Genomic DNA, 23349 nt, shown 5'->3' with positions numbered 1-23349 from the left:
GCGCCCGCGCCGCCCGCGTCCGGAACCACGCCGGATGCGAGTTATGGTTGCTGCACACACATGCACGGGAGCCCCGCCGCGGGGCTGAGAGGGCGCAGGCGCGCCGACCGTCGAACCTGATCCGGGTCATGCCGGCGAAGGGAGCAAGCAATGGGACACGGTCGTGCGCCCGGCGTCGTCGTCGTGGGCGCGGGGATCATCGGACTTGCCGCCGCCTGGCGGGCGCTGGACGCCGGGGCGACGGTCACGGTGCTCGATCCGGCGCCGGGGGCCGGGGCGACGCATGCCGCCGCCGGAATGCTCGGGCCGACGATGGAAGCCGACTTCGGGGAACGGGACCTCGCGCGGTTCGGCGCCCGGAGCGTCCGGCTCTGGCCGGAGTTCGCGGCAGTCCTGGAACGAGCCGCGGGCCTCCCGCCGGGAGCCCTCGGCCTGGACGCCTCGGGAACGCTGGCGGTCGCCTTCGACGCCGACGACGCCGCCCTGCTCCGCCGCCGCCTGGCTCTCCACCGCGACCTCGGCCTGGGCTCCCGCGAGATCCCGGTCGCCGAGGCCCGCGACCGCGAACCCTCCCTCGGCCCGCGCATCGCGGCCGCGGCCTGGATCCCGGGCGATCACCAGGTCGATCCCCGGGCCGTCCACCGGGCCCTGCTCCGGGTGGTCACCGCCCACCCGGACGCGACGCTCGTCACCCGCGCGGTCGCTTCTCTCCGCCGCACCGCTGTTCCGGGCGTCATCCCCGATCCGGGCGCAGCCTCGACCCCGCGAGGTGGTGCCTCAGGTCCCGGGGTACTGCTCTCCGAGGGCTCTGCCCCGGATCGGGAGGCACTACCGCGCGAGCGAATTCCTTTCCTCGCGATGGACGGCACCGCCTCGCGGCCGGAGGCACTATCTCGCGAGCGCGTGGCCGGGGTCGTGGACGAGGACGGGGACGGGGTCGAGCATCCCGTCGGCCCTGCCCGGGCGTCCGAAGCCCCACCTCGCGAGCGCGTGGCCGGGGTGGTGGACGAGGACGGGGTCGAGCATCCCGCCGACGTCGTCGTCCTCGCCGCCGGGTACGCGAGCGCGGGGTTGTACGGGGGAGCGGCGACGCGGGCCGTGCCCGGGACGACGCTGCGGCTCGAGGCCGACGCCGCGGCCGGGCCTTCCGTCGTGGTGCGCGGCACCGTCCAGGGCCGGTCCGTCTATGTGGTCCCGCGGGCGGCCCGGGGCGACGGGCGGCGGGAGATCGTCGTCGGCGCGTCGTCCGACGAGCGGGACGCCACCACGCGGACCCGCGCCGGGGACGTGTTCGCGCTGCTGCGCGACGCGCGGGCGCTGCTGCCCGGCCTGGACGAGGCCGACCTGATCGAGACCACCACCCGGTCGCGGCCGGCGACCCCGGACAACCTGCCGCTGATCGGTATGGCCGAGCCCGGGCTGTTCCTGGCGACCGGGCACCACCGCAACGGCATCCTCCTGACCCCGCACACGGCCGCCGTCGTCGGCCGGCACCTTGCCCGGCTGTTCGAGAACCCCGCCCCGCACGAAGGAGCATTCGCATGACCGCCGAACCGAGCGCCGTCGTGAACGGCGAAGCCAGCGCCGTCGTGAACGGCCTGCCTTACCCCCTCGAGGGTCCGCTGCCCGTCGCCGAGCTGGTCGGCCGGCTGCTGCCCGAGGTCGTCGTCGACGGCGTGCCGCAGGGCGTCGCCGTCGCCGTGGACGACGCCGTCGTGCCGCGCGGCGCCTGGGAGCGCACCGAGATCCGGCCCGGCATGCGGGTCGAGGTCGTCACCGCCGTCCAGGGAGGCTGACCATGGAACCAACATCGCACCTCACCGGCACCCTGCCCGGCGACGCCGCGAGGCACCCGGCCGGCGCGACCGGCACGCCCGCCGACGCGACCGGGAGGCCGGCTGGCGCGACCGGGACGTCCGCTGGCGCGACCGGCGCGACCGGCGCGTCGGCCGGCGTGACCGGGACACCCCTGACCATCGCCGGGGTCGAGCTCGGCTCGCGGCTCGTCATGGGGACCGGGGGAGCGTCGAGCCTGCTGGCGCTCGCGGACGCGCTGACGGCGTCGGGCACGAAACTGACCACCGTTGCGATGCGGCGCGTAGCGCGGCCCGCGCCGGGCGGGCCCGCGCCCGGCGGTGCGTCGGCCGGAGGCGACACCTCCGTGTGGGCCATGCTCGACCGCCTCGGCATCCGCGCCCTGCCCAACACCGCGGGCTGCTTCACGGTCCGCGAGGCCGTCCTGACCGCGCAGCTCGCACGCGAGGCGTGCGGCACGGACTGGGTCAAGCTGGAGGTCATCGCCGACGACGTCACGCTCCTCCCGGACCCGATCGGCCTCGTCGAGGCGGCGCGGACCCTGGTCGCCGACGGCTTCACCGTCCTGCCCTACACCAACGACGACCCGGTCACCGCCCGCCATCTCGCCGACGCGGGCTGCGCGGCCGTCATGCCGCTCGGCTCGCCCATCGGCTCCGGGCTGGGCATCGCGAACCCGCGCAACATCGAGGCGATCGCCGCGGAGTCGCCCGTCCCGGTCATCCTCGACGCGGGGATCGGCACGGCGTCGGACGCGGCGCTCGCGATGGAGCTCGGCTGCGACGGCGTCCTCCTGGCCACCGCCGTGACGCGCGCGGCGGACCCGGTCCGCATGGCCCGCGCGATGCGCCTGGCCGTCGAGGCCGGGTACGACGCGGCCCGCGCGGGCCGCATGCCCCGCCGCGAGCAGGCCCTGGCCAGCTCCCCCCCGGAGGGCCGCATCGCCCCGGCCAACAACCTGGACCTGGCCCTGTGACCCCCGACCGCCGCCCGGCTGGCCCGACGGCCACGGCCCAGGTGTCGACCATGTCATCTCGTACGGTGGGAACGCGACCATCGAACGAGATGACATGGTCGCAGGGCTCGCTTCCGCCTCTCGTCGAGGCCGGCCCCGCCATGAGTCACCAGGAGGTGGTGCGGTATGCGCGGCATCTTGCGTTGCCCGGGATCGGGGTGGAGGGGCAGCGGCGGCTTGCGGCCGCGAAGGTGCTCGTCGTCGGGGCGGGCGGGCTCGGGAGCCCGGCGTTGCTGTATCTCGCGGCGGCCGGCGTCGGCACGCTCGGCATCGTGGACGACGACGTCGTGGAGGCCTCCAACCTGCAACGCCAGGTGATCCACGGGCAGAGCGATCTCGGGGTGGCCAAGACGGAGTCGGCCGCCGCGACGATCCGCGAGGTCAACCCGCACGTCGTCGTCGTCGGGCACCGGGAACGGCTGACGGCCGGGAACGCCCTGGACCTGCTGGGCGGCTACGACCTCGTGCTCGACGGCTCGGACTCGTTCGCGACGCGCTACCTCGTGTCCGACGCCGCCGAGATCCTCGGCATCCCGTGCGTGTGGGGCGCGCTGCACCGGTTCACCGGCCAGGCCGCCACGTTCTGGGCGCGGCCGCCCCACGGCGACGGCGTCACGTACCGCGACGTGTTCCCGGTTCCGCCGCCCCCTGGCGCGTCGCCGGACTGCGCGACGGCGGGCGTGTTCGGCGCGGTCTGCGGCACGATCGGCACGGTGATGGCGACCGAGGCGATCAAGCTGATCACGGGCGCGGGGCGCACGCTGCTGGGGCGGCTCGCCGTGTACGACGCGCTGGACGTCACGTGGCGCACCCTCACGGTGCGGCCGGACCCGGACCGGGCGCCGGTCACGGAGCTGCTCGGCGGTCCGGGGAACGACGCCGTCGATCCGTACGCGGTGTTCTGCGGGATCGGGGGTCCGGCAAAGGGGGCGACGGCGCCTGCGGGCGCGGAGGGAACGACGACGCCCGCAGGTGTGGCCGTGGACGGGGCAACGGCGTCTGCGGGCGGGGCCGCGGAGGGCGTGACCGTGCCTGCGGGCGGGGCCGTCGAGGGGGCGACGGCGCCCGCGGGCGGGGCGGCGGAAGGGGTCGCCGAGATCTCGGGCGCGGACCTGCTCGCGCTGCGGGCGGACGGCGGCGAGCCGCTCGTGCTGGACGTGCGCGAGGAGTGGGAGGCGCAGCTCGAGCCGTTCCCGGGGGCGCGCGTGGTGCCGTCCGGGGAGTTCGCCGGGCCGGGCGCCGTCGTCGTCCGTGACGTCGGGGCGTGGGCAGGAGGCCGCACCGTCCACGTGCTCTGCGCCGCCGGCCTGCGTTCCCGCCGCGTTGCGGAGACGTTGCGCGACGCGGGGCTCGACGCCCGCTCGGTGACCGGTGGCCTCCGGGCCATCGGCCCGGCCCCGGCCTGACGAGCCTGCCTACGTGATGCCCGGGCGGGAACCAGGCGGTTGCTGTCACGGCACGAGGTTGCCGTCCGGTTGTCCTGGGGCGACGCGACGCGACCTCGTGGTGCGGACGGCAACCTCGTGCCGGGTGACCGGACCGGCCTCGTGCCGGTCGCCCGGGGCTCGGCCCGGTTCGGTTAGGGTCCGGGTGTGAACGTCGTCGTGATGGGGGTCGCCGGGTCCGGCAAGTCGACCGTGGCGGAGCTGCTGGCCGAGCGGCTCGGGGCCGAGTACGCCGATGCCGACGCCTTCCACCCGCCGGAGAACGTCGCGAAGATGGCGGGCGGCATCCCGCTGGACGACGACGACCGGGCGCCGTGGCTGGCGATCGTGCGCGACTGGATGGCCGATCACGGGACGCGGCGCGGGGCCGACGTCGTCGTCGCGTGCAGTGCGCTGCGGCGGGCCTACCGGGACGTGCTCCGGGATGCCGGCGGCGTGGTGTTCGTGCACCTGACGGGCTCGGCGGAGCTGCTGGGCGCGCGCATCGCGGCCCGCCCGGGCCACTTCATGAAGCCGGACATGCTGGCGAGCCAGCTGGCCACGCTCGAACCGCTGGCCCCCGGCGAACCAGGCTTCACCGTGGACATCACCCCGGGCCCGACCCAGATCGTCGCGGAGATCGTGGGACGGCTGCCCGTGCGTTTCAGCTGAGCCGATGCCGGACGGTTGCGGGAGAGTTCCGCGAGGGTTCGGTCCGCTCCCGCGTTAGATCGGCGTAAGGACCTCACAACGAGGTTGTAAGGGTCGTTCTGGCTGGTCAGGGCATAGCGTCGGGGGCATGAAGATCAACCGGAGCCGCCGTGTCGCGGCCGTCGCGCTGTCCGCTCTCACCGCCGCCGCGCTGCTCGCCGGCTGCAACGACTCCGGCCCGGCCGGCGACGACTCGTCCCCGGCCGGGACGGAGGAGATGACCGACGAGATGACGGAAGACTCCATGGAGGAGGACTCCATGGAGGAGGAGCCCATGGAGGAGGAGTCGATGGACTCCGAGGACTCCATGGAAGAGCCCATGGACGAGGAGGAGATGTCGGACGAGGGCGAGGGCATGGACGACGAGGGGTCCATGGACGACGGCGAGAAGTCGATGGACGAGGAGCCGATGGACGACGGCACGTCCATGGACGACTCCGAGGAGCCGATGGACGACGAGGAGATGTAGCGGGAGCCGACCGCGCAAGCCGCCGTGGGACGATTCCTGGATGAGCACTCCGCCGGGACCCGGGTTCATCGAGAACTCACCACCTTCAGGCGTGACGCCGGCGGGCGGGGCCGCCTCGGCGGTCGGCCGGGGACCGCGCACGGTCGGCAAGGGGCCGAAGATCCTCACGTTCTCCGGCGCGGCCGTCCTGGTCCTGGCGCTCGCGGCGGGGGCGCTCGCCGTCGTCCTGTTCCTGCGGGCCGTGCCCCTGGACGTCGTCACCTCGTCGGGTGAGCCGGGGGCGCGGGCGCTGGGCTCGGCGGACGTGCCTGGCTCGGCCGAGGTGCCCCTCCCGGCCGAGCCGGGCACGTACGCCGTCTGGCAGATCGGCGCCGGGGCGCCGGCCGGCGCCGCCGGTCACGCGCCCAACGGCGAGTGGGACGACGACCCGGACCAGACCTTCGCGGGCACCCGGCTGGGTCCGGACGACATCTCCGTCACGGCCGCGGACGGCGCCCCCGTCCCGGTCCGGAGCGGATTCCCGGGCGGGACCGTCGACCTGGGCGGCACCCACGGCGAGGTGGTCGCGATGTTCGACGCCGCCGGCCCGGTCGAGATCGAGGTGTCCGATCCGGGCGTCGCCGCGGGAACCTCCGTCGTCGTCGCCGAGGGCCAGGACTTCGGGGACTTCTTCGCGACGCTCCTCGGCACGATCGGCGCGTGGTTCGTCGCGGTCGGCGGCGGGATGCTGGGCTTCTTCCTGCTGGTCGGCGGCATCATCTGGTGGGCCGTCGCCCGCAACGCCCGCAGCCCGCTCCCGCCGTCCCGGTGACGACGCTCGGGGTCAGTCGACGACGGCGTATGCCTCCACCTCGACGAGCACGTCAGGCTCGAAGAGGTAGCTGACGCCGATGGCGGACACCGGGGGCAGCGGGTCCGGCAGGCCGAGTTCTTCGGCGACCTGCTCGATACCGGCGACGAACTCCGTGTACTTCTCGGGCTGCCAGTCAGTGACGAAGAACCGCAGGCGCACGACGTCGTCGAACGTCGCCCCGGCGCCGGCCAGGCCGCGCGCGGTGTTGCGGAGCGCGGCGGCCAGCTGGCCCGTGAGGTCGCCGGGGGCGAGGGGGTTGCCCTGGCCGTCCCGGGCGATCTGACCGGCGACGTGGATGTGCCTGGATCCGGTGGCCACCGCGACGTGGTGGTAGGGGACCGGCTGGAACATCGCATCCGGGGTGAGGAGCTGAACGGTCATGGGATTTCCCTTCGGGTCGGCGCATCCGGGGCTCCCGGCTGCTGGTCTCCAAGAGATACCTTGTATCTGAAGGTGACTTCAACGAGACTAGGTTTCATGGAGGAAACCGCCGTCGCGAAGGTGACCACCACCGGGGATGCGCCGCTCCGTCTCACGCGCGAGCACCGCGAGCTACTGGATCAGGTGCTCGACAAGTGGTCGTTGCAGGTGCTCGACACGCTGTGCGAGGGACCGCGTCGGTTCAACGAACTGCGCCGCGCGATCCCGCTCGTGACGCAGAAGTCCCTCACGGCGACGCTGCGGCGGCTCGAGCGCAACGGGATGGTCGAGCGTGTCGTGACCAGTACGCGCCCGGTGGCGGTCGAGTACCGCCTCTCGGAGCTCGGCGGGACGCTCCAGGACCTCATCGACTCCCTGTACCTGTGGACCGCTACGGCACTTCCTGAGGTCGACCGGGCCAGGTCGCAGTTCGACGCCGACGCGTGATGGGCCTGGCTCGGGGGCGACGGCGTCATCGGCTCCCGGCATGACGCCGCGTCCGCGCGATCAATCTCACTGCGCCCGACGCCGCCGACCTCGTAGACTGGCCCGGCCCCGATCGGCCCTGCCGCCATGGGCCACTCACTCTCCCGAGCCTCGAAGGACCCGCATCCCGTGATCACCGCCCATGGCGTCGAACTGCGCTTCGGCGCCCGCGCCCTGCTGCAGCCCGCGACGTTCCGCGTGGGTCCCGGCGACCGCATCGGGCTGGTGGGCCGCAACGGCGCGGGCAAGACGACGCTCACCAAGACCCTCGCGGGCGAGGCCCTGCCCGCCGCGGGCCAGATCACGCGCGGCAACGAGATCGGCTACCTCCCGCAGGACCCGCGCACCGGCGACCTCGACGTCATCGCGATGGACCGGGTGCTGTCGGCCCGCGAGCTCGACAAGCTGATCGCGAAGATGCGCGTCACCGAGGCCGAGATGGCCTCGGAGGACCCGGACGTCATGACCAAGGCGCTGGACCGCTACCCCAAGCTGGAGGCCCGCTTCCTCGCCGCGGGCGGCTACGCCGCCGAGGCGGAGGCCCAGGTCATCACGGCGAACCTGGGCCTGGACCAGCGCGTCCTCGCCCAGCCCCTGCACACCCTGTCGGGCGGTCAGCGCCGCCGCATCGAGCTGGCGCGCATCCTCTTCTCCGGCGTCGAGACGCTGCTCCTGGACGAGCCCACCAACCACCTCGACGCCGACTCCATCGCCTGGCTGCGCGACTACCTCAAGGTGTACTCGGGCGGCTTCATCGTGATCTCGCACGACGTCGACCTGCTGCGGGCCTGCGTCAACAAGGTCTTCCACCTGGACGCCAACCGCGGCGAGCTGGACCAGTACGCCATGGGCTGGGACAACTACATGAAGCAGCGGGAGACGGACGAGCGGCGTCGTCGGCGGGAGCGCGACAACGCGGAGAAGAAGGCGTCCGCGCTGATCTCCCAGGCGAACAAGATGCGCGCGAAGGCCACCAAGGCGACCGCCGCGCAGAACATGATCCGGCGCGCCGAGTCGATGCTGGAGGGCGCGGAGGGCGTGCGGCAGGCGGACCGGGTGGCCAAGCTGCGGTTCCCGAAGCCGGCGCCGTGCGGGAAGACGCCGATCACCGGGTCGGGCCTGTCGAAGTCGTACGGCTCGCTCGAGGTGTTCACGGGCGTGGACCTGGCGATCGACCGCGGCTCGCGCGTCGTCATCCTGGGCCTCAACGGCGCGGGCAAGACGACGCTGCTGCGGATCCTCGCGGGCGTGGAGCAGCAGGACTCCGGCACCGTCGACGCCGGTCACGGCCTCAAGCTCGGCTACTACGCCCAGGAGCACGACACCCTCGACATGGACGCGACGGTCGTGGAGAACCTGCGGCACGCCGCACCGGACCTCACCGACACGCAGGTGCGCAACGTGCTCGGCTCGTTCCTGTTCTCCGGGGACGACGCCGACAAGCCCACCCGCGTCCTGTCCGGCGGCGAGAAGACGCGCCTGGCGCTGGCGACGCTCGTCGTCTCGTCGGCGAACGTCCTGCTGCTCGACGAGCCGACCAACAACCTCGACCCGGCGTCCCGCGCCGAGATCCTCGGCGCGCTCAAGACGTACGAGGGCGCGGTCATCATGGTCACGCACGACGACGGCGCGGTCGAGGCCCTGGAACCGGAGCGCGTCCTGCTCCTGCCGGACGGCGACGAGGACCTCTGGAACGAGAGCTACGCGGAACTGGTCAGCCTGGCCTGAGCAGGCATCGGGGCCGGGCGCGCGGTGACGCCGCGCGCCCGGCCCGCCGTCATCGCGCCGTGAGGTCCCCGTCCTCCGCGACCCGCACCGCGAGGGAGTCGCTCCACACGAACCGCTGCGTGTCGCCTCCCGGATCGAGCACCGTCATGACCCGTGCCGTGTAGTCGCCCTCGGGGATCCGGGTGCGGCTGCCGTCCGGGGTGACCCGGCAGGAGTTCATCGCGTTCGAGTACGCGTACCCCCAGCCGTCACCGCCGGTCGCGGGCGCCAGGGCGGGCCCGGGATACCCGTGACCGACCAGCCGGCCGTCGTCGAACAGGATGATCACGGGCGGTGCGTACGGGAGGCTCGGAGCGCCGGCGCCGTCCGTGAGCGTCACCGGGATCTCCCAGCGGCCGAGGACCGTGGTCAGATCGGCCTCGTGCAGGTCGAACGCCCATTCCGCACCGGCCCGGGAGCCGGCCAGCACCTCTTCCTCGGACGCGGAGCAGCCGACGTCGGACCAGGTGAGCCAGTCGGGCGTGAACTGGCCCGACCAGGACGAGCCGTCCGGTTCCGGCCGGGGAGCACCCCCGGCCGGCCCGCCGGCGCCGTCGGCGGTCTCGAGTTCTCTCGGCTCGCTGAGGTACAGGGAGGAGTCGCCCGAGTCGTCGTCGTGCGTCCGCACGGCCACCCGGACCTCGAACCGTCCGGCCTCGCGCACGTGCTGATAGCGGCGGTCGTCGAACGGCTCGTCGGCACCCGGGGTGGGCAGGCAGCCCGTGACCGGCGTCGCACGGACCGGCCCCCACCACTGGCCCGTCTCGGCCTCGGCGATCGAGTGGACGCCGTCGCTCGCGTACGACCAGCCGAGGTCGACCACCGTGCCGTCCTGCGACCAGACGAGGAACGGTTCCTGGACGGCCTCCGCGATGGCCTCGCCGGAGACGGTGGCCGGAACCCACCAGCCCGCGCGCTCCCGGTAGGCGACCGGCTCGCCCGTCGTGCCGACGGTGAGTCCCGCGATCCCCGTGGGTTCCGCCAGGTCCTCCAGGTCCGCGACCGGCATCCCGCAGAAGGCCCCGCTCTGCTTCCAGCCGTCGGGCACGTACCCGTCCTGGTAGCTGACGGTCACGCCGTCCGGGATCTCGCCCTGCGGCCGCTGGGTGCTCGTGCCCCCGGGCAGCGGCTCGGCGTCGCCCCGGATCCATCCGGCGGCCTGCGAACCGGTCAGCGCCAGGACACCCGCCACCGCCAGCGTTCCCGCGACGGCCCCCACCTTGGCGACGCGGCGGCGTCGCACCCGGCCGCGTACCTGGGGCAGTCCTTCGGCCAGTGCCGCGTGGCCTTCGGCGCGCACGCCGGCGCCGTGCTCCCGCAGCAGCCCTGCCAGGGTCGCTCCTTCCTCCGGGGTGCCCCCTGCGTGATTCGTGTCCTGGGTGCTCATCGTGCGTCCCCTCCTTCCAGGGCCGGCTTCGTGCCGATCAGGTGTGTGTCCCGGAGGCCGGCCGCGGGGGTCCGCCGTCGGCCGGTCTCGCCGTCGGCCTCGCCGGTCTCGCTCTCGGCCTCGTCGGTGCCGAGCAGGGCGCGCAGAGCCGGCAGCGCGGTGTGCAGATGGCTCTTCACCGTTCCCTCGGAGATCCGGAGCTCCGCGGCGATCTGCGGGACCGTCAGGTCCTCGTAGTAGCGCAGCACCACGCAGGCCCGCTGCCGGGGCGTGAGCCGCCGGAGCGCGGCGCCGACGTCGGCGCGTGCGGCAGCGGGGTCGTCCGCCCCGCGGACGCTCCCGTCCGCGGGCAGCAGGTGGGCCACGCGGAACCATCGCTGCCTGCGCCGGTACCTGTCCAGGAAGAGGGTCGTGATCGTGCGCCGCACGTAGCCCTCGACGTTCCCCACGGGCACGGTGACGTCGAGGGTCGTCATGCCCGCGGCGCCCGGCGGGTGCGGCCGCCGGAACTTCGAGTACACCTTGACCAGCGCGTCCTGGACCAGGTCCTCGGCCTCGCGGCGGTCTCCCGCCAGCAGGTAGGCGTGAGTCACCAGGGCGCCGCCACGGTGGGTGACGAGTTCGGTCAGCTCGGCGTCCCACTCCGCCGTCATGCCTTGCTCCACGTCGTTCTCATCGCGCCTCCCGGGTCTGGGTGCGGGCGCCTGCTCGCACCTCCTACCCGCCATGACGCTCCGCGAGGACGGAACGGTTGAGGTCGCGGGGGCCGGTCGCCCGTGGCGCCGGCCCCGCCTCAGCGGCGACCGGGGCCGGGGAGCTCGCCGGAGCCTCGGACGACGAGCCGGGTGGGGACCACGAGGTGCCCGGGCGGGCTGGTGTCGCCGTTGATGCGTGCGAACAGCCGCTCCGCGGCCAGGCGCCCGATGCGATCCGGGTCCTGGGCGACGGTCGTGGTGGCCGGCCGCAGGAGGTCGCTCGTCTCGACGTCGTCGAAGCCGACGAGCGCGACGTCGTTCTCGAGGCCGAGCTGCTGCAACGCCCGGATGGTGCCGATGGTGACGAGGTTCTGGCTGGAGAAGTTCGCTGTCGGCGGGCCCGGGAGGGCGAGGAGACGGCGGGCCGCGGCGGTGGCGCTCGGGTCGTCGTGCAGGCCGAGGACGACGAGCGCCGGGTCGGCGTCGAGGCCCGCGGCCGCGAGCTCGTCGAGGTAGCCCTGCCGGCGCAGCGCCGCCGTCTGGATGCGCTCGAAGTCGCACAGGAAGGCGATCCGCCGGTGCCCCTGCGCGACGAGGTGGCGGACGGCCGCCCGCGCCCCGTCGACGTTCGACGTCGTGACGGTGTCCGCCTCGATCCCGTGCGGCTCACGGTCGACACACACCAGCGGCGTGCCGCGATCGACGTGCACGCGCAGGTAGGACTGGTCGTCGCGGACCGGTGTCACGATGAACCCGTCGACCCGCCGACGCGCGAGCGCGGCCACGGCCCGCAGCTCGGCCTCCGGGTCGTCCTCGAGGGGGCAAGTCCCCCCGACCCTGGATCGCCCGTCACGACCAGCAAGGGCGGCACCCGGTCCGCGGCGAGCCACGTATTGATCTCGGTCAGCGCGACATGCCACCCCCGGAACCGGTGTTTCATCTGGGACGCGCTCATCACGCCCCGGCCGCGCGGATCGAAGTGCTGGTCGACGTCCGAGACGGTATCGACCACCGCGGTCCCCGATCCATACGGCGCGTCGATCCACCGCCCCACGCCTCGGTCAACGGTGTAGCCGGCGGCCGCACCTGCGAGCAGCGCACCAAGCGACAGCCACCACGATGCCTCGTTCGGCATCACCGCGTCCTTGAGGGCGTCCAGCAACGCGGCCACCAGGACGCCGGATGCCACACCGAGGACTGCGCCGATCACTCGCGATCGCCGGCCCCGCCGACGGAACCACCTGACCATCTGCGTAAACCTACCGAAGGCAGGCGCCCTCTGAGGGAGGTTGCGTCACGTGCCGCACACCTTCTCTCCAAGCAGATGCGCCGCCGTGGTGTTGTCGACCCGCAAGGTGCTTCCGGAATAGTGTTCCAAAGACCTCGATCTCACCCTCGCCGCCACTCGTCGCCGACGTGCTGCTCCGGTAACGTGATTGATCCGTCGTTCTGGGGATGTGTGACACCCGCTGGGGGTTCCATGGACTATCCGATTCATCGGTACGCCATTGTTCGCGCCCGATTCGATGACGGCGTCGACCGGACCTTGCCGGGTGCGGGAGGTAACTTTAGTAGCACTGAGGGACCTCTGTACGACGTCTTCTTCAACCACGCCGACAGCGTCCGCAACTTCTGGCACCGAGCCGCCTTTGGACTGGTCGACCTGCAGTTCACCGTCCTGCCCGGCTATTACACCCTGGAGGGTCACCGTCACCGCGACGGCAACTTCCTGGGGGGCCGGTCCCGGACGTTGGATGCGGTGCGGCGGGTTTTGGCCGAGAACGACGTCTCCCTCGACGGGTTCCAGCATCTGATCACCGTTCTTCCGTCATGGCCGACCGATGCCGGGGCTTCGGGCGGGGACATCGCGTTCAACCTCGGCCCGGCCACGACGATGGCGTTCCTGCAGCACGAGGTCGGGCACACCCTTGGGCTGCAGCATGCGTTCGGCCCATACGCCGGTCAGAAGTTCGACCACCTCTACAACGATCCCTATTGCGTGATGGGGTATACCGGCACCCAGTCGCACGCGACCACCGTTCCGCCGGCGTCCTCCTGGCAGGGGGTGCTGGCGGCTGGTCCTGGGTTTTGGGTCAGCGAACGCCGTCCCTCCGCAGCCGCTTTGTATCGCCGGTACAAGGAGTTGTTCTTCTTCACCGGCCGGGTATGGGACGTCAGCGCGCCCCCCCGCAACGGGGTCCGTATTCACGGACTCTGCTCAGTCACCGATCCGGCAAAGCCGCAGGCGGCCGTACTCGGCGTTCCAAACGGGACGTCCGCGCAGAAACTGATCGTCGAGTACCGAACCGCAACCGGCGACGACACTGGTGTGGCACCAGGGGTCGTGATCCATTCCATCGGTGTCCACCCGGTTGGGCCGGGACGTAACGAGGTCGATCCGCCCTGGTATGAAGGCACGATCCCGGCTGTCATTGGGTCCCAGCTCAATGTACTCGGAATGGGCTTCACCGTGTCCGGGGTGTCGTCGACAGCTCCGGAGTTCGTCGAGGTCGATATCGCACCCGCACCGCCGCCGCCGACATTACTGGGGTGGCGTTGGTGCTCCAACTGCCAGTGCCTGGCATATGCCGACTTCGGCGGCCCACCCGGCCCCTGCCACGACGGAAGCCCGCACAACTACGACGGGAGCGGCCGATACGCGGTTATCGACGGGCGCCCGGGAATGCGGCCCGTAGCCCAGGCAGGGTGGCGGGCATGCCAGGCCTGTCACCTTCTGGCGTTCGCTGGGTTCGGTTCAGGAATGTGCGTATCGGGTGGCCAGCATCGCTTTGCCGTCGGGTCGTATCAGATCCCGATCGGTCAGGAACCAACGGTCAGTCAACAAGGAGGTTGGCGGTGGTGTAGCCGTTGCCAGAACATGACGTTCTCGGGGTACGGGACCGGGGCGTGCATCGCCGGCGGGGGCCACGAGATCGCCGGCAGCTCCATCTACAACCTCTACTACCGTCCGTAGCCGTCTCGATCTGGCACCATTCGCGGTGCTTTTCCGTTGCGTCCGGCGAGCTGAAGGTGACACAGAGCTGAAGTCTGGACAGGCCCTCTCGTCCGATCTAGCTTCACCCGCGTGACCCCTCCCGCCCCTTTGTCCTGTCTCTTGCGCCGTGCCGCGCGCTTGGCGCGAGGTTCGCTCGCGCCAAGCACTCCTGCGGCTCAAACGAGGTCCGGTAAGACAAAGCATTGGAAGTTCGCGGATCCTTTCGGGAGGGTGACGACGGGTACGGATCGACCAGCCCGCAGCAGTGGGCTGCGCGCTTGGAGACGGAGTCAGCGGGCGAAGGGCGAGGATTCGCGTTGAGGGCGCTGCGGCTAGGATCGGAACTGCGGGGCCTCGCCCCATCGACGAAACCAACGATTCCCCGTTGGGCCCGTCGGCTCCCTCACCAGCGGGGGGAGCGGTGCACCAAGCTCATTCCCCCACAGTTCCCCCACAGCCAGATCTACGGCGGCGAACTGGCAAGTGAAGAGTCTGATGCATAGCTCAACGTCTGAACGGTGCGGAGCAGTCCCAGAGCGGCGACTACGGCGACCCCTGCAACAGCCTCCGGTATCGAACCGAGGAGGTTGGCGAGTCTGAAGCTGTGCGCAGGAAGAACGCGCCGTTGCGAGTCAGTGTCGCCGTCGCCGCCAGGCACAGAATAAAAGTGTGCCAAGCGCGGCTTCTGACACTGGTGCAGGCTGGGCGTCAAAACGTGCCATGGCCCCGGCCGCGGCGGCCGGGGCCTGATCTTGCCCCGTTTATGCCTCGTTTTGGTACGCTGACGTACGTCCAGCGACGTCTGGATACGGGAGTCGCGAAAATCTGCTCACGGCTCCGACCGGCAAGAACCTGCCGGACCTGGCACGCCGGCCGCCCCGGAAATCAGTCCAGACAGAACTCGTTGTCCTCCGGGTCCCGCATGATGATGTGTCCCTGGCCCATGGGCGGGGCGGGCTCGAAGCGCTGCACGCGGGTGGCGCCCAGGGCGACCAGGCGCTCGCACTCGGCCTCGAGGGCCGCCATGCGCTCGTCGCCCTGGAGGCCAGGGGCCGCCCGGACGTCGAGGTGGACCCTGTTCTTGGCGACCTTGTCCTCGGGGACCCGCTGGAAGAAGATCCGGGGGCGCCTTCCCTCCGGATCCTCCAGCGCCGAGGAACCGTTGCGCTGGTCCTGCGGCACGCCGACCCGCTCCAGGAACTCGTCCCAGGCGGCCAGCGCATCGCCCTCCGACGCCGGCTCCGTGCCCGGCGGGAACGGGTGGACGTAGCCCAGCACGTCCCGCCAGAACAGCGACAGGGCGCGCGGGTCGTGGGCGTCGAACGTGACCTGGAAATCTCGGGTGCTCATGGGAACAGCATGCCGCGACTGTCTGACATCGCTCAGGCGTCGTCGGGCGCCGTGAGCCTTCCCAGCAGGTCGACGAAGACGGCGCGCTCCTCGCGGGTCCATGCCGCCAGGCGCCGTCGGACGTCGTCGTGGCGGGCCGCGCGCACGCGCGTGACCCGCGCGGCGGCCGCCGGCGTGGCCACGAGGCGGCGGGCGCGGGCGTCGTGCTCGTCGACCTCGCGTTCGATCAGGCCCAGGCGCTCCAGGCTGGTGATCTGCCGGCTGAGCACGCTCTTGTCCGTGCCCAGGCGCGTGACCAGGTCCCGGGCTTGTGCGGGCCCGTCGTCGACGAGCGTGCGGAGCACGGCGAACGCCTTCGGGGCGAGGTCCGGATGGATGCTCGCTGCCTGCTCCTTCCAGCGCTGCATCGCGGTCCGGAACAGCAGGCCGATCTGCTGCTCGGCGGCGACCATGGTCTCGTCGGGGAGGTCGGTCGGGAGGTCGGTGACGCCGGCCGCGCGCCCGCCGCCGGTCATCGGGGGCCGTCCGACGACGACGTCGCCGTGGCGAGTTCGGGCGTCCGCGGAGTGCCCGCGGACTCCTCCGCCAGCCGCTGCGCCGCCGTCTGGCGCGACAGGCGGGCGTTCGGCAGGAACATGATCGCCACCATCGCCACCACCGCGACCGGCACGGACACCAGGAACTGCTCCGCGATTCCCGCGCCGTACGCGGTCTCCACGATCACCCGGATCCGCTCCGGCAGGTCCGCCATGTTCGGGAACGAACCGGCCGCCAGCTGCTCCAGGGCGGCGCCCTGCGCCGGAGTGAGCGCGGACGGGTCCGCCGCGACCGCCCCGGCCGCAGCCCGCAGGCCACCCTCCTCCAGCAGCACCGGCACCCGGTTGCCGAGCATCGCGCCCAGCGCGGAGACGCCCAGCGTGCCGCCGAGCGTGCGGAAGAACGTCACGCCGGCGCTCGCCGTGCCCAGGTCCCGCGCCGCGACCTGGTTCTGGACCACGAGCACGAGGTTCTGCATGACCGTGCCCATGCCGAGCCCCAGCAGGAACATGAAGACCGCCAGGAGCGCGAACGCCGTGTCGTGGTGCAGCGTGCTCATCAGCACCAGGGCGACCGTCAGGGCGATCGAGCCGCCCACCAGGTACCGCTTCCACCTCCCGGACCGGGAGATGAGCTGGCCGATGACGATGCCGCCCGCCATCTGGCCGAGCACCATCGGCAGGGTCATGAGGCCGGCCTCGGTGGGCGTGGCGCCCCGCGCCAGCTGCATGAACTGGCTGAGGTAGATGCTCGCGCCGAACATCGCGATGCCCACGGCGATCGAGGCCACGACGGCGAGCGTGAAGGTGCGGTCCCGGAACAGCCGCATCGGGATGATCGGCTCGGGCGCCCGCAGCTCCACGAGGACGGCGGCCGCGAGCAGCACGAGCCCGCCGCCGAGCATGGCGGCGGTCGGCCCGGACCACCAGGCGAACTCCTTGCCCGCCAGGGACACCCACACGAGGATCGCGGACACGCCGCCGGCGATGAGGGCGCCGCCCAGGTAGTCGACCTTGACCGGGCGCGGGGGGCGCGGCGGCAGCTTCAGCGTGGACTGGATCATCGCGATCGCGTAGACGGCGAACGGCACGAAGATCCAGAAGGTCCAGCGCCAGCCGATCGAGTCGGTCACGAGCCCGCCCACGAGCGGCCCGGCGACCTGGCCCACGCCCATGACGGCGCCGATGACGCCCATGTACCGGCCGCGCTCGCGCGGGGAGATGACGTCGGCGACGACGATCTGCACCAGCGCCATCAGGCCACCGATGCCGATGCCCTGGACCGCGCGGGACGCGATGAGCATGCCCGGGTCCTGCGCGAAGCCGGAGACGATCGAGCCGGCGGTGAAGACGCCCAGGCTGATCTGGACCAGCAGCTTGCGGTCGAGCAGGTCGGACAGCTTGCCCCAGATCGGGGTGCTCACCGTCATGGCCAGCATGGTGGCCGTGACGATCCAGGTGAAGGACGACTGGTCGCCGTCGAGGTCGGACACGATGCGGGGGAGGGCGGGGGAGACGACGGTGCTGGACAGCAGCGCGACGAACATCCCGACGATCAGCCCCGAGATGGCTCGGAGCACGTGCGGCCGGCCGGCCGCCGCGGTTTCCTGGGTCAAGGGATCACTCTTTCGATAGTTGCTGTGAGCAACATTAACCGGATGGTTGACCGCGGTCAACGAGTTCGCGCTGTGCCGGTCCTCACGCCGCAGGGATCGGGCAGCTCCGGCGGATGTCGGTGTCTGCCGGTACGGTGGCGCCGTGACTTTCAGCGAGGGCGGGAACTTCGAGGGCGGCCGCGTGCAGCGCGGCGGCGGGGGCGGTCGCATCGGCGGTCGCGGCATCGCGATCGGCGGTGGCGGCCTCGGCGCAGTCATCATCGCGATCATCTACCTGGCGATGGGCGGGAACCCCGCGGACGTGCTCGGTGGCGGTACGACGACGGGCGGCGCCGGGACCGGTCAGGAGCAGGCCGTGGGCGCCTGCACCGCCGAGCAGGCGAACACCGACCAGGAGTGCCGCCTGTCCGCGACGGCGCAGGCGCTGGACGCCTACTGGGCCGAGGCGCTGCCGGAGCAGGCGGGCATCGAGTACGTGCAGCCCGGCGTCGTCAGCTTCACCGACGCCGTCGACACCGGCTGCGGTTCGGCCACCAGCGACACCGGGCCGTTCTACTGCCCGGCGGACCAGACGGTCTACGAGGACGTCCGGTTCTACGAGGTGCTCAGCGAGCAGCTCGGCGCCAGCGGCGGCCCGCTGGGGGAGATGTACGTGACCGCGCACGAGTTCGGCCACCACATCGAGAACCAGCTCGGCTGGTTCGAGCAGGCGGACCGCTCCGGCACGGGCGCCGAGTCGGACTCGGTGCGCATCGAGCTGGCGGCCGACTGCCTCGCCGGCATGTGGGCGGGCCATGCCGCCACCACCGAGGACCCGGACACGGGCGTCCCGTTCCTGCGGCCCCCCACGAAGCAGGAGCTGAACGACGCCCTGTCGGCGGCGGAGGCGGTCGGCGACGACCGCATCCAGCAGCGGGCGGGCCAGCAGGTCGACCCGCACTCCTTCTCCCACGGCACCAGCGAGCAGCGCGTCGACTGGTTCACCCGCGGCTACGAGGGCGGCACGATCGAGCAGTGCAACGCCCTGGAGGCGGCGAACCTCTGACGGGGCCGGGCTCATGAACGGATCAGGTTTCCGGACCCGGCTCGTCCTGTCGATGGCGATCGTGGTGTTGTCGGGCGGGATCGCGGCCTGGATCGTGGGCCAGGCCGTCGGCCCGGAGTTGTTCCGGGTGCACCTGGAACGCGCCGAGCACGGCCCGGGCAGCGTCGAGACGCACGCCCGGGAGGCGTTCGTCTCCGCGAGTGCCCTCACGCTGGCGGCCGCCCTGGGGGCCTCCGTGCTGACCTCGCTCGTGCTGGCCTACCTCGTCTCGCGGCGGGTCGCCGTGTCGCTGGCCGGCATGGCCGCGGTGTCCGCGCAGGTCGCCGCCGGCCGGTTCGACGAGCGCGTGGCCGCGGGGCCGGCCACCGGCGCCGAGTTCGAGGAACTTGCCGCCGCGATCAACGGCATGGCCGGGCGGCTGGGGGAGAACGAGGCCACGCGCCGCCGGCTCACCGCCGACGTCGCACACGAGCTGCGCACGCCCGTCGCCACGATCGCCGGGTATCTCGACGCGATCGACGACGGCGTCGCCGAGCTGAACCCCGCCACCACCGCGACGCTGCGCGAGCAGACGTCGCGCCTCACGAGGCTCGTCGCGGACCTGACCGCCGTGACGCAGGCGGAGTCCGGTGCCACGCGGCTGGACCTGCGGCCCGCCGACCCGGCGCGCCTGATCGAGGCCGCGGCCACCGCGGCCGGTGCCCGCTGCACCGCAGGGCAGGTGCGGCTGCTCACCCACGCGGACCCCGCGCTGCCGCCGGTGGCCGTCGACCACGACCGGTTCGGGCAGGTCCTGGCGAACCTGCTCGACAACGCGCTGCGCCACACGCCGCCGGGCGGCGAGGTCCGGCTCGCCGCCCGGCGCGCGGGGCCCGCCGTGAGGTTCACCGTCACCGACTCGGGCGACGGCATCGCCGCGGAACACCTTCCGCACCTCTTCGACCGCTTCTACCGCACCGACGCGGCTCGCGACCGGGACCACGGCGGCTCCGGGATCGGCCTGGCGATCGTCAAGGCCCTGGCCGAGGCCCACGGCGGTACGGTCGCGGCGGCCAGCGACGGCCCGTCCCGTGGCGCGACCTTCGCGATCACGCTCCCCGCGACGGCCCGCCCCTGGCACGCCCGTCGTCCCGGCGCCGCCTGACCGCCGTTCGGTCCCGGGCCCCGTTCCCGCCGACGCGGCGCCGGGCCCGGCCGCCCGGCCGGCCCGGACCGGCCGGCCCGGACCGGCCGGCCCGCCTAGCCCGCGATCTCCGCGGTCATGGTCTCCATCTCGGCGATCTCGTCGGCCTGCGCGGTGGTGATCTCCTCCGCGAGCGCCCGCGCGTCGGGGTTGACGCCGTCGGCCAGCACCGTCTCCGACATCGCCAGCGCCCCCTGGTGATGGGCGATCATGAGGTGCAGGAACTGCACGTCGAAGTCGGCGCCGCTCAGCCCGGCGAGGGTGCCCATGGCCTCGGCCTGACCCATCTCGCCGCCCGCCGTCTCGCCGTGGCCCGTTCCCTTCGTGTTCTCGCCCTCCGGGTCCTCGCCCCCCGTGTCCTCGCCGCCCATGTCCATGTCCTCATGGTCCATCGCGGCGGGGTCGGACTCCTCGCCCCATTCGTCGAGCCACTGCGTCATCCGGTCGATCTCCGGCTGCTGCGCCGTCGCGATCCGGTTCGCCAGGCCCGTGATCCTCGGGCTCTGCCCCCGCTCGGCCGCCAGCTCGGCCATCTCCACCGCGCCCTGGTGGTGGACGACCATCATCTGCAGGAACTCCACGTCGGCCTCGTTGTGGTGCCCGGCGTGCTCGTCCGCGGCCGCGCCGTCGTCGGACGAGGATCCCGCACAGGCGGCGAGCAGCAGCCCCGCCACCACGATCACGACGACCGGCATCCGCCGAAGGTTCACGTTCACGGTGCTCTCGTTCCTCTCGTCAGCCCGCACACGTGCGGTACGGGACGACGACGAGTCTGTGCCCGCGACCCCGCACCCGCCGTCGGCCCTCGATCAAGAAACGATGAAGAAATCCGGCGAGGCCCGCACGGGTTCGACTCGCGGCCCGCGATCGGCACAATGGTCAGCGTGCCCGCGCCCCCCGCAGCTCCCGTCCGCCGTGCCGTCGTCGTCGACGACGAGGTGCCGCTCGCGCGGCTCGTGGCGGGTTACCTCGAGCGGGAGGGCTTCGAGACGCGGGAGGTGCACGACGGCGCCGCGGCCGTCGACGTGCTGCGGGAGGTGGACCCTGACGTCGTGGTGCTGGACCTGGGCCTGCCCGGTCTCGGCGGGATCGAGGTGTGCCGCCGGCTGCGCACCTTCTCCGACTGCTACGTCGTGATGCTGACGGCCCGGGCCGACGAGATCGACACCGTCGTGGGCCTGTCCGTCGGCGCCGACGACTACCTGACCAAGCCGTTCCGCCCGCGCGAGCTCATGGCGCGCATCCAGGCGATGCTCCGGCGCCCCCGCGGCACCCACCCCGTCCAGGGTGCGTTCCCGGCCGCCGTACCCGCGATCGAGATCGGCCCGCTGCGCATCGACGTCGCCGCGCGCGAGGCCGATCTCGACGGCGCCTTGGTCCCGCTGACCCGCACCGAGTTCGACGTCCTGGTCGCGCTCGCCGCCCGGCCCGGGGTCGCGCTCTCGCGGCGCGCGATCGTCGAGGCAGTCTGGGGCGCGGACTGGTTCGGCGACGACCACCTCGTGGACGTGCACGTGCTGCACGTGCGCCGCAAGCTCGGCGACTCGGCGACGGCGCAGCGGTTCGTCCGCACCGTCCGCGGCGTCGGCTACCGGATCGGGGACGGTTCATGACCGCCGTCGCCACCGCCCGCCACGGCGTCGGGCGCCGGGAGGCGCGCGGCCGGGACACCAGCCCGGGCGCCCGCGCCCGGGCGGCGCTCCGGCTGACCGTGCCCGCCGGAGGGCTGGCCGTGACCGTCTTCTGGTTCGGGGGTGCCCGCACCGGCACCGACCCCGGGACGGTCCTGTCCGGCGCCGGTGACCTCGCCGGGATGCTGGCCTCCTACTTCGTCTGCGTGCTGCTCGTGCTGATCTCCCGCGCGCCGGGCATCGAGCGGCTGTTCGGGCTCGACCACCTCGTGGGGTGGCACCGCAGCCTCGGCGCGGCCGTCGTGCTCCTCGTCGTCACGCACGTCCTGCTGGTCCTGACCGGCTCCGCCCGGTGGGAGTCGACGACGGTGTGGGCGCAGGTCCCCGCCCTGCTCGCCACCCAGCCGGACCTCTGGGAGGCCACCATCGGAGCGTGCCTGTTCCTGCTCGGCGGGATCACGGGCGCGCGCCTGATCCGGCGGCTCCTGTCCTACGAGGTGTGGCTCACCGTCCACCTCACCCTGTACGTCGGCATCTACCTGACGTTCTGGCACCAGATCACCGGCGGCACCCACTTCCTCGCCGACCCCGTCGCCCGCGCCGTCTGGATCCTCATGTACGCGGCTGCGGGCGCCGCGCTCGTCACCTGGCGCATCGCCCGGCCGCTGTGGCGCCTGACCCGGCACGTGTTCCGCGTCGAGGCCGTCGTGCCCGAATCGCCGTCCACGACGAGCGTCTGGCTCCAGGGCCGGCACGTCGAGGAGCTCGGCGTGCAGGGCGGGCAGTTCTTCCTCGTCCGGTTCCTCACCCGCGGCCACCTCGTCACCGCCCACCCGTACTCCGTCTCCGCCGTGCCCGAGCACGGACGCCTGCGGTTCACCGTCGGCGCGCTCGGCGACCACTCGTCCGCCGTCGGCGGGCTCAGGCCCGGCACGCGCGTGCTCCTCGAAGGCCCGTTCGGGCGCTTCACCGCCGCCCGGACCGCCGCCGGGCGGGTGCTGCTCATCGCCGGCGGCGCCGGGATCGGGCCCATCCGGGCGCTCGCGGAGGAACTCGTGCGGGACGGGCGCGACGTCGTCGTCGTCCATCGTGCGTCCACCGCCGAGGAACTGGCGCTCGCCGGGGAGCTCGCGGCCGCGCTCGGCGCGGCGTACGTCCCGCTCGCGGGACGGCGCAAGGCGCTCGGTCGCGACCCGCTGGCGCCGGGACCGCTGCGCGCCGTCGTGCCCGACGCCGCCGCCCGCGAGGTGTTCGTGTGCGGGCCGCCCGGGCTCGTCGACACCGTCGTCCGGAGCTGCCGCAGGCTCCGGATCCCGTCCCGGGCGGTCCACCACGAGGAGCTGAGCCTGTCATGAGCAGCCGCTGGCGCGGGACCCTGGTCTATGTGGGAAGCCTCGCGGTCATCGGGACCGCGGCGTTCGCGAGGTACGAGCTGTCGCAGACCGACGACGACGCCGCGCAGCACGCCGCGGGCCATCACGCGGGGCACTCGATGTCGCCGTCGGGGGAGCCTTCGGGGAAGGCGGACGGGAAGAAGGCGGCGTCGTCCCCGAAGCCCTCGTCCGGCGAGGGCTCCGGCGGCGGTTCCGGGGCCGGCGGTGGTTCCGGGACGACGACGGCGCCGGACGAGCAGGATCAGCCTGTCCCCGAACCCGAGCCCGAGCCCGAGGAGGTCACCGTCACGGGCGCGGTGATCGACACCCGCGAGGGCCACGTCCAGGTCGCGGTGACCTTCCTGGGCGACGAGATCATCGACGTCAGCCCGCTCCAGGCGGGCCACGGCGACGACCCGCGCAGCCAGCAGATCAACGGCGACGCGCTCCCGGTCCTCGAGGAGCGCGCGCTGGCCGCGCAGTCCGCCCGGTTCGACTCGGTCACGGGCGCGACGTACACGTCCGAGGGCTACAAGGCGTCCCTCCAGTCCACGATCGACCTGCGCGGATGACGGACG

At 72.8% G+C, this 23349-nt stretch carries 24 protein-coding genes and 1 riboswitch; of the genes, 15 read left to right on the top strand and 9 right to left on the bottom strand.

Annotated elements, in window-relative coordinates; translation table 11 throughout:
• The first annotated feature begins 54 nt into the window (after nt 1-54).
• A riboswitch (TPP riboswitch) is annotated at nt 55-160 on the top strand.
• The 7 genes from ABD208_RS15140 (at nt 151) to ABD208_RS15110 (ending at nt 6245) form a co-directional block, all read left to right on the top strand.
• Nucleotides 151-1545, top strand: coding sequence for an FAD-dependent oxidoreductase (locus ABD208_RS15140; RefSeq protein ID WP_344104397.1), 1395 nt, complete (start codon nt 151-153; stop codon nt 1543-1545). (Overlaps the previous riboswitch by 10 nt.)
• Complete coding sequence (gene thiS, locus ABD208_RS15135) at nt 1542-1796, top strand: sulfur carrier protein ThiS (protein ID WP_344104395.1); 255 nt, start codon at nt 1542-1544, stop codon at nt 1794-1796. Before ABD208_RS15140 ends, thiS begins: the two co-directional genes overlap by 4 nt.
• 2 nt (nt 1797-1798) lie before the next feature.
• The gene (locus tag ABD208_RS15130; RefSeq protein WP_344104393.1) at nt 1799-2791 is read left to right on the top strand and encodes a thiazole synthase; all 993 of its coding nucleotides are present in this window, start codon (nt 1799-1801) and stop codon (nt 2789-2791) included.
• Between the two features lie 89 nt (nt 2792-2880).
• Complete coding sequence (locus tag ABD208_RS15125) at nt 2881-4236, top strand: ThiF family adenylyltransferase (RefSeq protein ID WP_344104391.1); 1356 nt, start codon at nt 2881-2883, stop codon at nt 4234-4236.
• Nucleotides 4237-4437: 201 nt separating this feature from the next.
• Nucleotides 4438-4926, top strand: coding sequence for a gluconokinase (locus tag ABD208_RS15120; RefSeq protein ID WP_344104811.1), 489 nt, complete (start codon nt 4438-4440; stop codon nt 4924-4926).
• A 127-nt stretch (nt 4927-5053) separates the two neighbouring features.
• Nucleotides 5054-5434, top strand: a complete 381-nt coding sequence (locus tag ABD208_RS15115; protein WP_344104389.1) for a hypothetical protein — start codon at nt 5054-5056, stop codon at nt 5432-5434.
• 40 nt (nt 5435-5474) lie between these two features.
• Nucleotides 5475-6245, top strand: coding sequence for a hypothetical protein (locus ABD208_RS15110; protein ID WP_344104387.1), 771 nt, complete (start codon nt 5475-5477; stop codon nt 6243-6245).
• A 12-nt stretch (nt 6246-6257) separates the two neighbouring features.
• Here the strand turns inward: ABD208_RS15110 and ABD208_RS15105 are convergent, their stop codons facing one another.
• Nucleotides 6258-6668 carry a RidA family protein gene (locus ABD208_RS15105; RefSeq protein WP_344104383.1) on the bottom strand — a complete coding sequence of 137 codons (411 nt, stop codon included), beginning with the start codon at nt 6666-6668 and terminating at the stop codon, nt 6258-6260.
• Between the two features lie 96 nt (nt 6669-6764).
• Here ABD208_RS15105 and ABD208_RS15100 point away from each other — a divergent pair, with 96 nt between their 5' ends.
• Together ABD208_RS15100 and ABD208_RS15095 are read left to right on the top strand one after the other, a co-directional pair.
• Entirely contained in the window at nt 6765-7154 is a 390-nt protein-coding gene (locus ABD208_RS15100; RefSeq protein WP_344104380.1) for a winged helix-turn-helix transcriptional regulator, read from the top strand.
• 168 nt (nt 7155-7322) lie between these two features.
• Complete coding sequence (locus ABD208_RS15095; protein ID WP_344104377.1) at nt 7323-8921, top strand: ABC-F family ATP-binding cassette domain-containing protein; 1599 nt, start codon at nt 7323-7325, stop codon at nt 8919-8921.
• A gap of 49 nt (nt 8922-8970) precedes the next feature.
• Here the strand turns inward: ABD208_RS15095 and ABD208_RS15090 are convergent, their stop codons facing one another.
• From ABD208_RS15090 to ABD208_RS15075, 4 genes are all read right to left on the bottom strand, one after another.
• Nucleotides 8971-10347 carry a hypothetical protein gene (locus ABD208_RS15090; protein WP_344104375.1) on the bottom strand — a complete coding sequence of 459 codons (1377 nt, stop codon included), beginning with the start codon at nt 10345-10347 and terminating at the stop codon, nt 8971-8973.
• On the bottom strand, nt 10344-11000 hold the full coding sequence (locus tag ABD208_RS15085) for a SigE family RNA polymerase sigma factor (RefSeq protein WP_344104373.1): 657 nt from the start codon (nt 10998-11000) through the stop codon (nt 10344-10346). The genes ABD208_RS15090 and ABD208_RS15085 overlap by 4 nt, the downstream gene beginning before the upstream one ends.
• Nucleotides 11001-11140: 140 nt before the next feature.
• Complete coding sequence (locus ABD208_RS15080) at nt 11141-11827, bottom strand: substrate-binding domain-containing protein (protein ID WP_344104371.1); 687 nt, start codon at nt 11825-11827, stop codon at nt 11141-11143.
• Complete coding sequence (locus ABD208_RS15075) at nt 11785-12252, bottom strand: hypothetical protein (RefSeq protein ID WP_344104368.1); 468 nt, start codon at nt 12250-12252, stop codon at nt 11785-11787. Before ABD208_RS15075 ends, ABD208_RS15080 begins: the two co-directional genes overlap by 43 nt.
• A 270-nt stretch (nt 12253-12522) precedes the next feature.
• Here ABD208_RS15075 and ABD208_RS15070 point away from each other — a divergent pair, with 270 nt between their 5' ends.
• A complete protein-coding gene (locus ABD208_RS15070; protein WP_344104365.1) occupies nt 12523-14016 on the top strand; it encodes a zinc metalloprotease in 1494 nt (497 codons plus the stop codon).
• Between the two features lie 906 nt (nt 14017-14922).
• Here ABD208_RS15070 and ABD208_RS15065 read toward each other — a convergent pair.
• From ABD208_RS15065 to ABD208_RS15055, 3 genes are read right to left on the bottom strand one after another with little or no spacing between them, the layout of a single operon-like run.
• A complete protein-coding gene (locus ABD208_RS15065; protein ID WP_344104363.1) occupies nt 14923-15387 on the bottom strand; it encodes a VOC family protein in 465 nt (154 codons plus the stop codon).
• Nucleotides 15388-15419: 32 nt separating this feature from the next.
• Nucleotides 15420-15902 (bottom strand): MarR family winged helix-turn-helix transcriptional regulator, encoded by a 483-nt coding sequence (locus ABD208_RS15060; protein WP_344104361.1) that lies wholly within the window; start codon nt 15900-15902, stop codon nt 15420-15422.
• A complete protein-coding gene (locus ABD208_RS15055; protein ID WP_344104359.1) occupies nt 15899-17539 on the bottom strand; it encodes an MDR family MFS transporter in 1641 nt (546 codons plus the stop codon). The genes ABD208_RS15060 and ABD208_RS15055 overlap by 4 nt, the downstream gene beginning before the upstream one ends.
• Before the next feature lie 142 nt (nt 17540-17681).
• Here ABD208_RS15055 and ypfJ point away from each other — a divergent pair, with 142 nt between their 5' ends.
• Both ypfJ and ABD208_RS15045 read left to right on the top strand, forming a co-directional pair.
• A complete protein-coding gene (gene ypfJ / locus ABD208_RS15050; protein ID WP_344104357.1) occupies nt 17682-18584 on the top strand; it encodes a KPN_02809 family neutral zinc metallopeptidase in 903 nt (300 codons plus the stop codon).
• Between the two features lie 13 nt (nt 18585-18597).
• Complete coding sequence (locus ABD208_RS15045) at nt 18598-19728, top strand: sensor histidine kinase (protein ID WP_344104354.1); 1131 nt, start codon at nt 18598-18600, stop codon at nt 19726-19728.
• A gap of 95 nt (nt 19729-19823) precedes the next feature.
• Here the strand turns inward: ABD208_RS15045 and ABD208_RS15040 are convergent, their stop codons facing one another.
• The gene (locus tag ABD208_RS15040; RefSeq protein WP_344104352.1) at nt 19824-20483 is read right to left on the bottom strand and encodes a DUF305 domain-containing protein; all 660 of its coding nucleotides are present in this window, start codon (nt 20481-20483) and stop codon (nt 19824-19826) included.
• 159 nt (nt 20484-20642) lie between these two features.
• Here ABD208_RS15040 and ABD208_RS15035 point away from each other — a divergent pair, with 159 nt between their 5' ends.
• The 3 genes from ABD208_RS15035 to ABD208_RS15025 are packed head-to-tail and all read left to right on the top strand — an operon-like array spanning nt 20643 to nt 23343.
• Nucleotides 20643-21380 (top strand): response regulator, encoded by a 738-nt coding sequence (locus ABD208_RS15035; protein WP_344104349.1) that lies wholly within the window; start codon nt 20643-20645, stop codon nt 21378-21380.
• Nucleotides 21377-22753, top strand: a complete 1377-nt coding sequence (locus ABD208_RS15030) for a ferredoxin reductase family protein (protein WP_344104347.1) — start codon at nt 21377-21379, stop codon at nt 22751-22753. The genes ABD208_RS15035 and ABD208_RS15030 overlap by 4 nt, the downstream gene beginning before the upstream one ends.
• Complete coding sequence (locus tag ABD208_RS15025) at nt 22750-23343, top strand: FMN-binding protein (RefSeq protein ID WP_344104345.1); 594 nt, start codon at nt 22750-22752, stop codon at nt 23341-23343. The genes ABD208_RS15030 and ABD208_RS15025 overlap by 4 nt, the downstream gene beginning before the upstream one ends.
• The last annotated feature ends 6 nt before the right edge of the window (nt 23344-23349 follow it).

This window comes from Myceligenerans crystallogenes (assembly GCF_039529775.1).
Taxonomy (GTDB): Bacteria; Actinomycetota; Actinomycetes; order Actinomycetales; family Cellulomonadaceae; genus Myceligenerans; species Myceligenerans crystallogenes.
The sequence above is the reverse complement of the archived record's forward strand: the minus strand, read 5'-3'. Positions and strand labels throughout refer to the sequence as shown.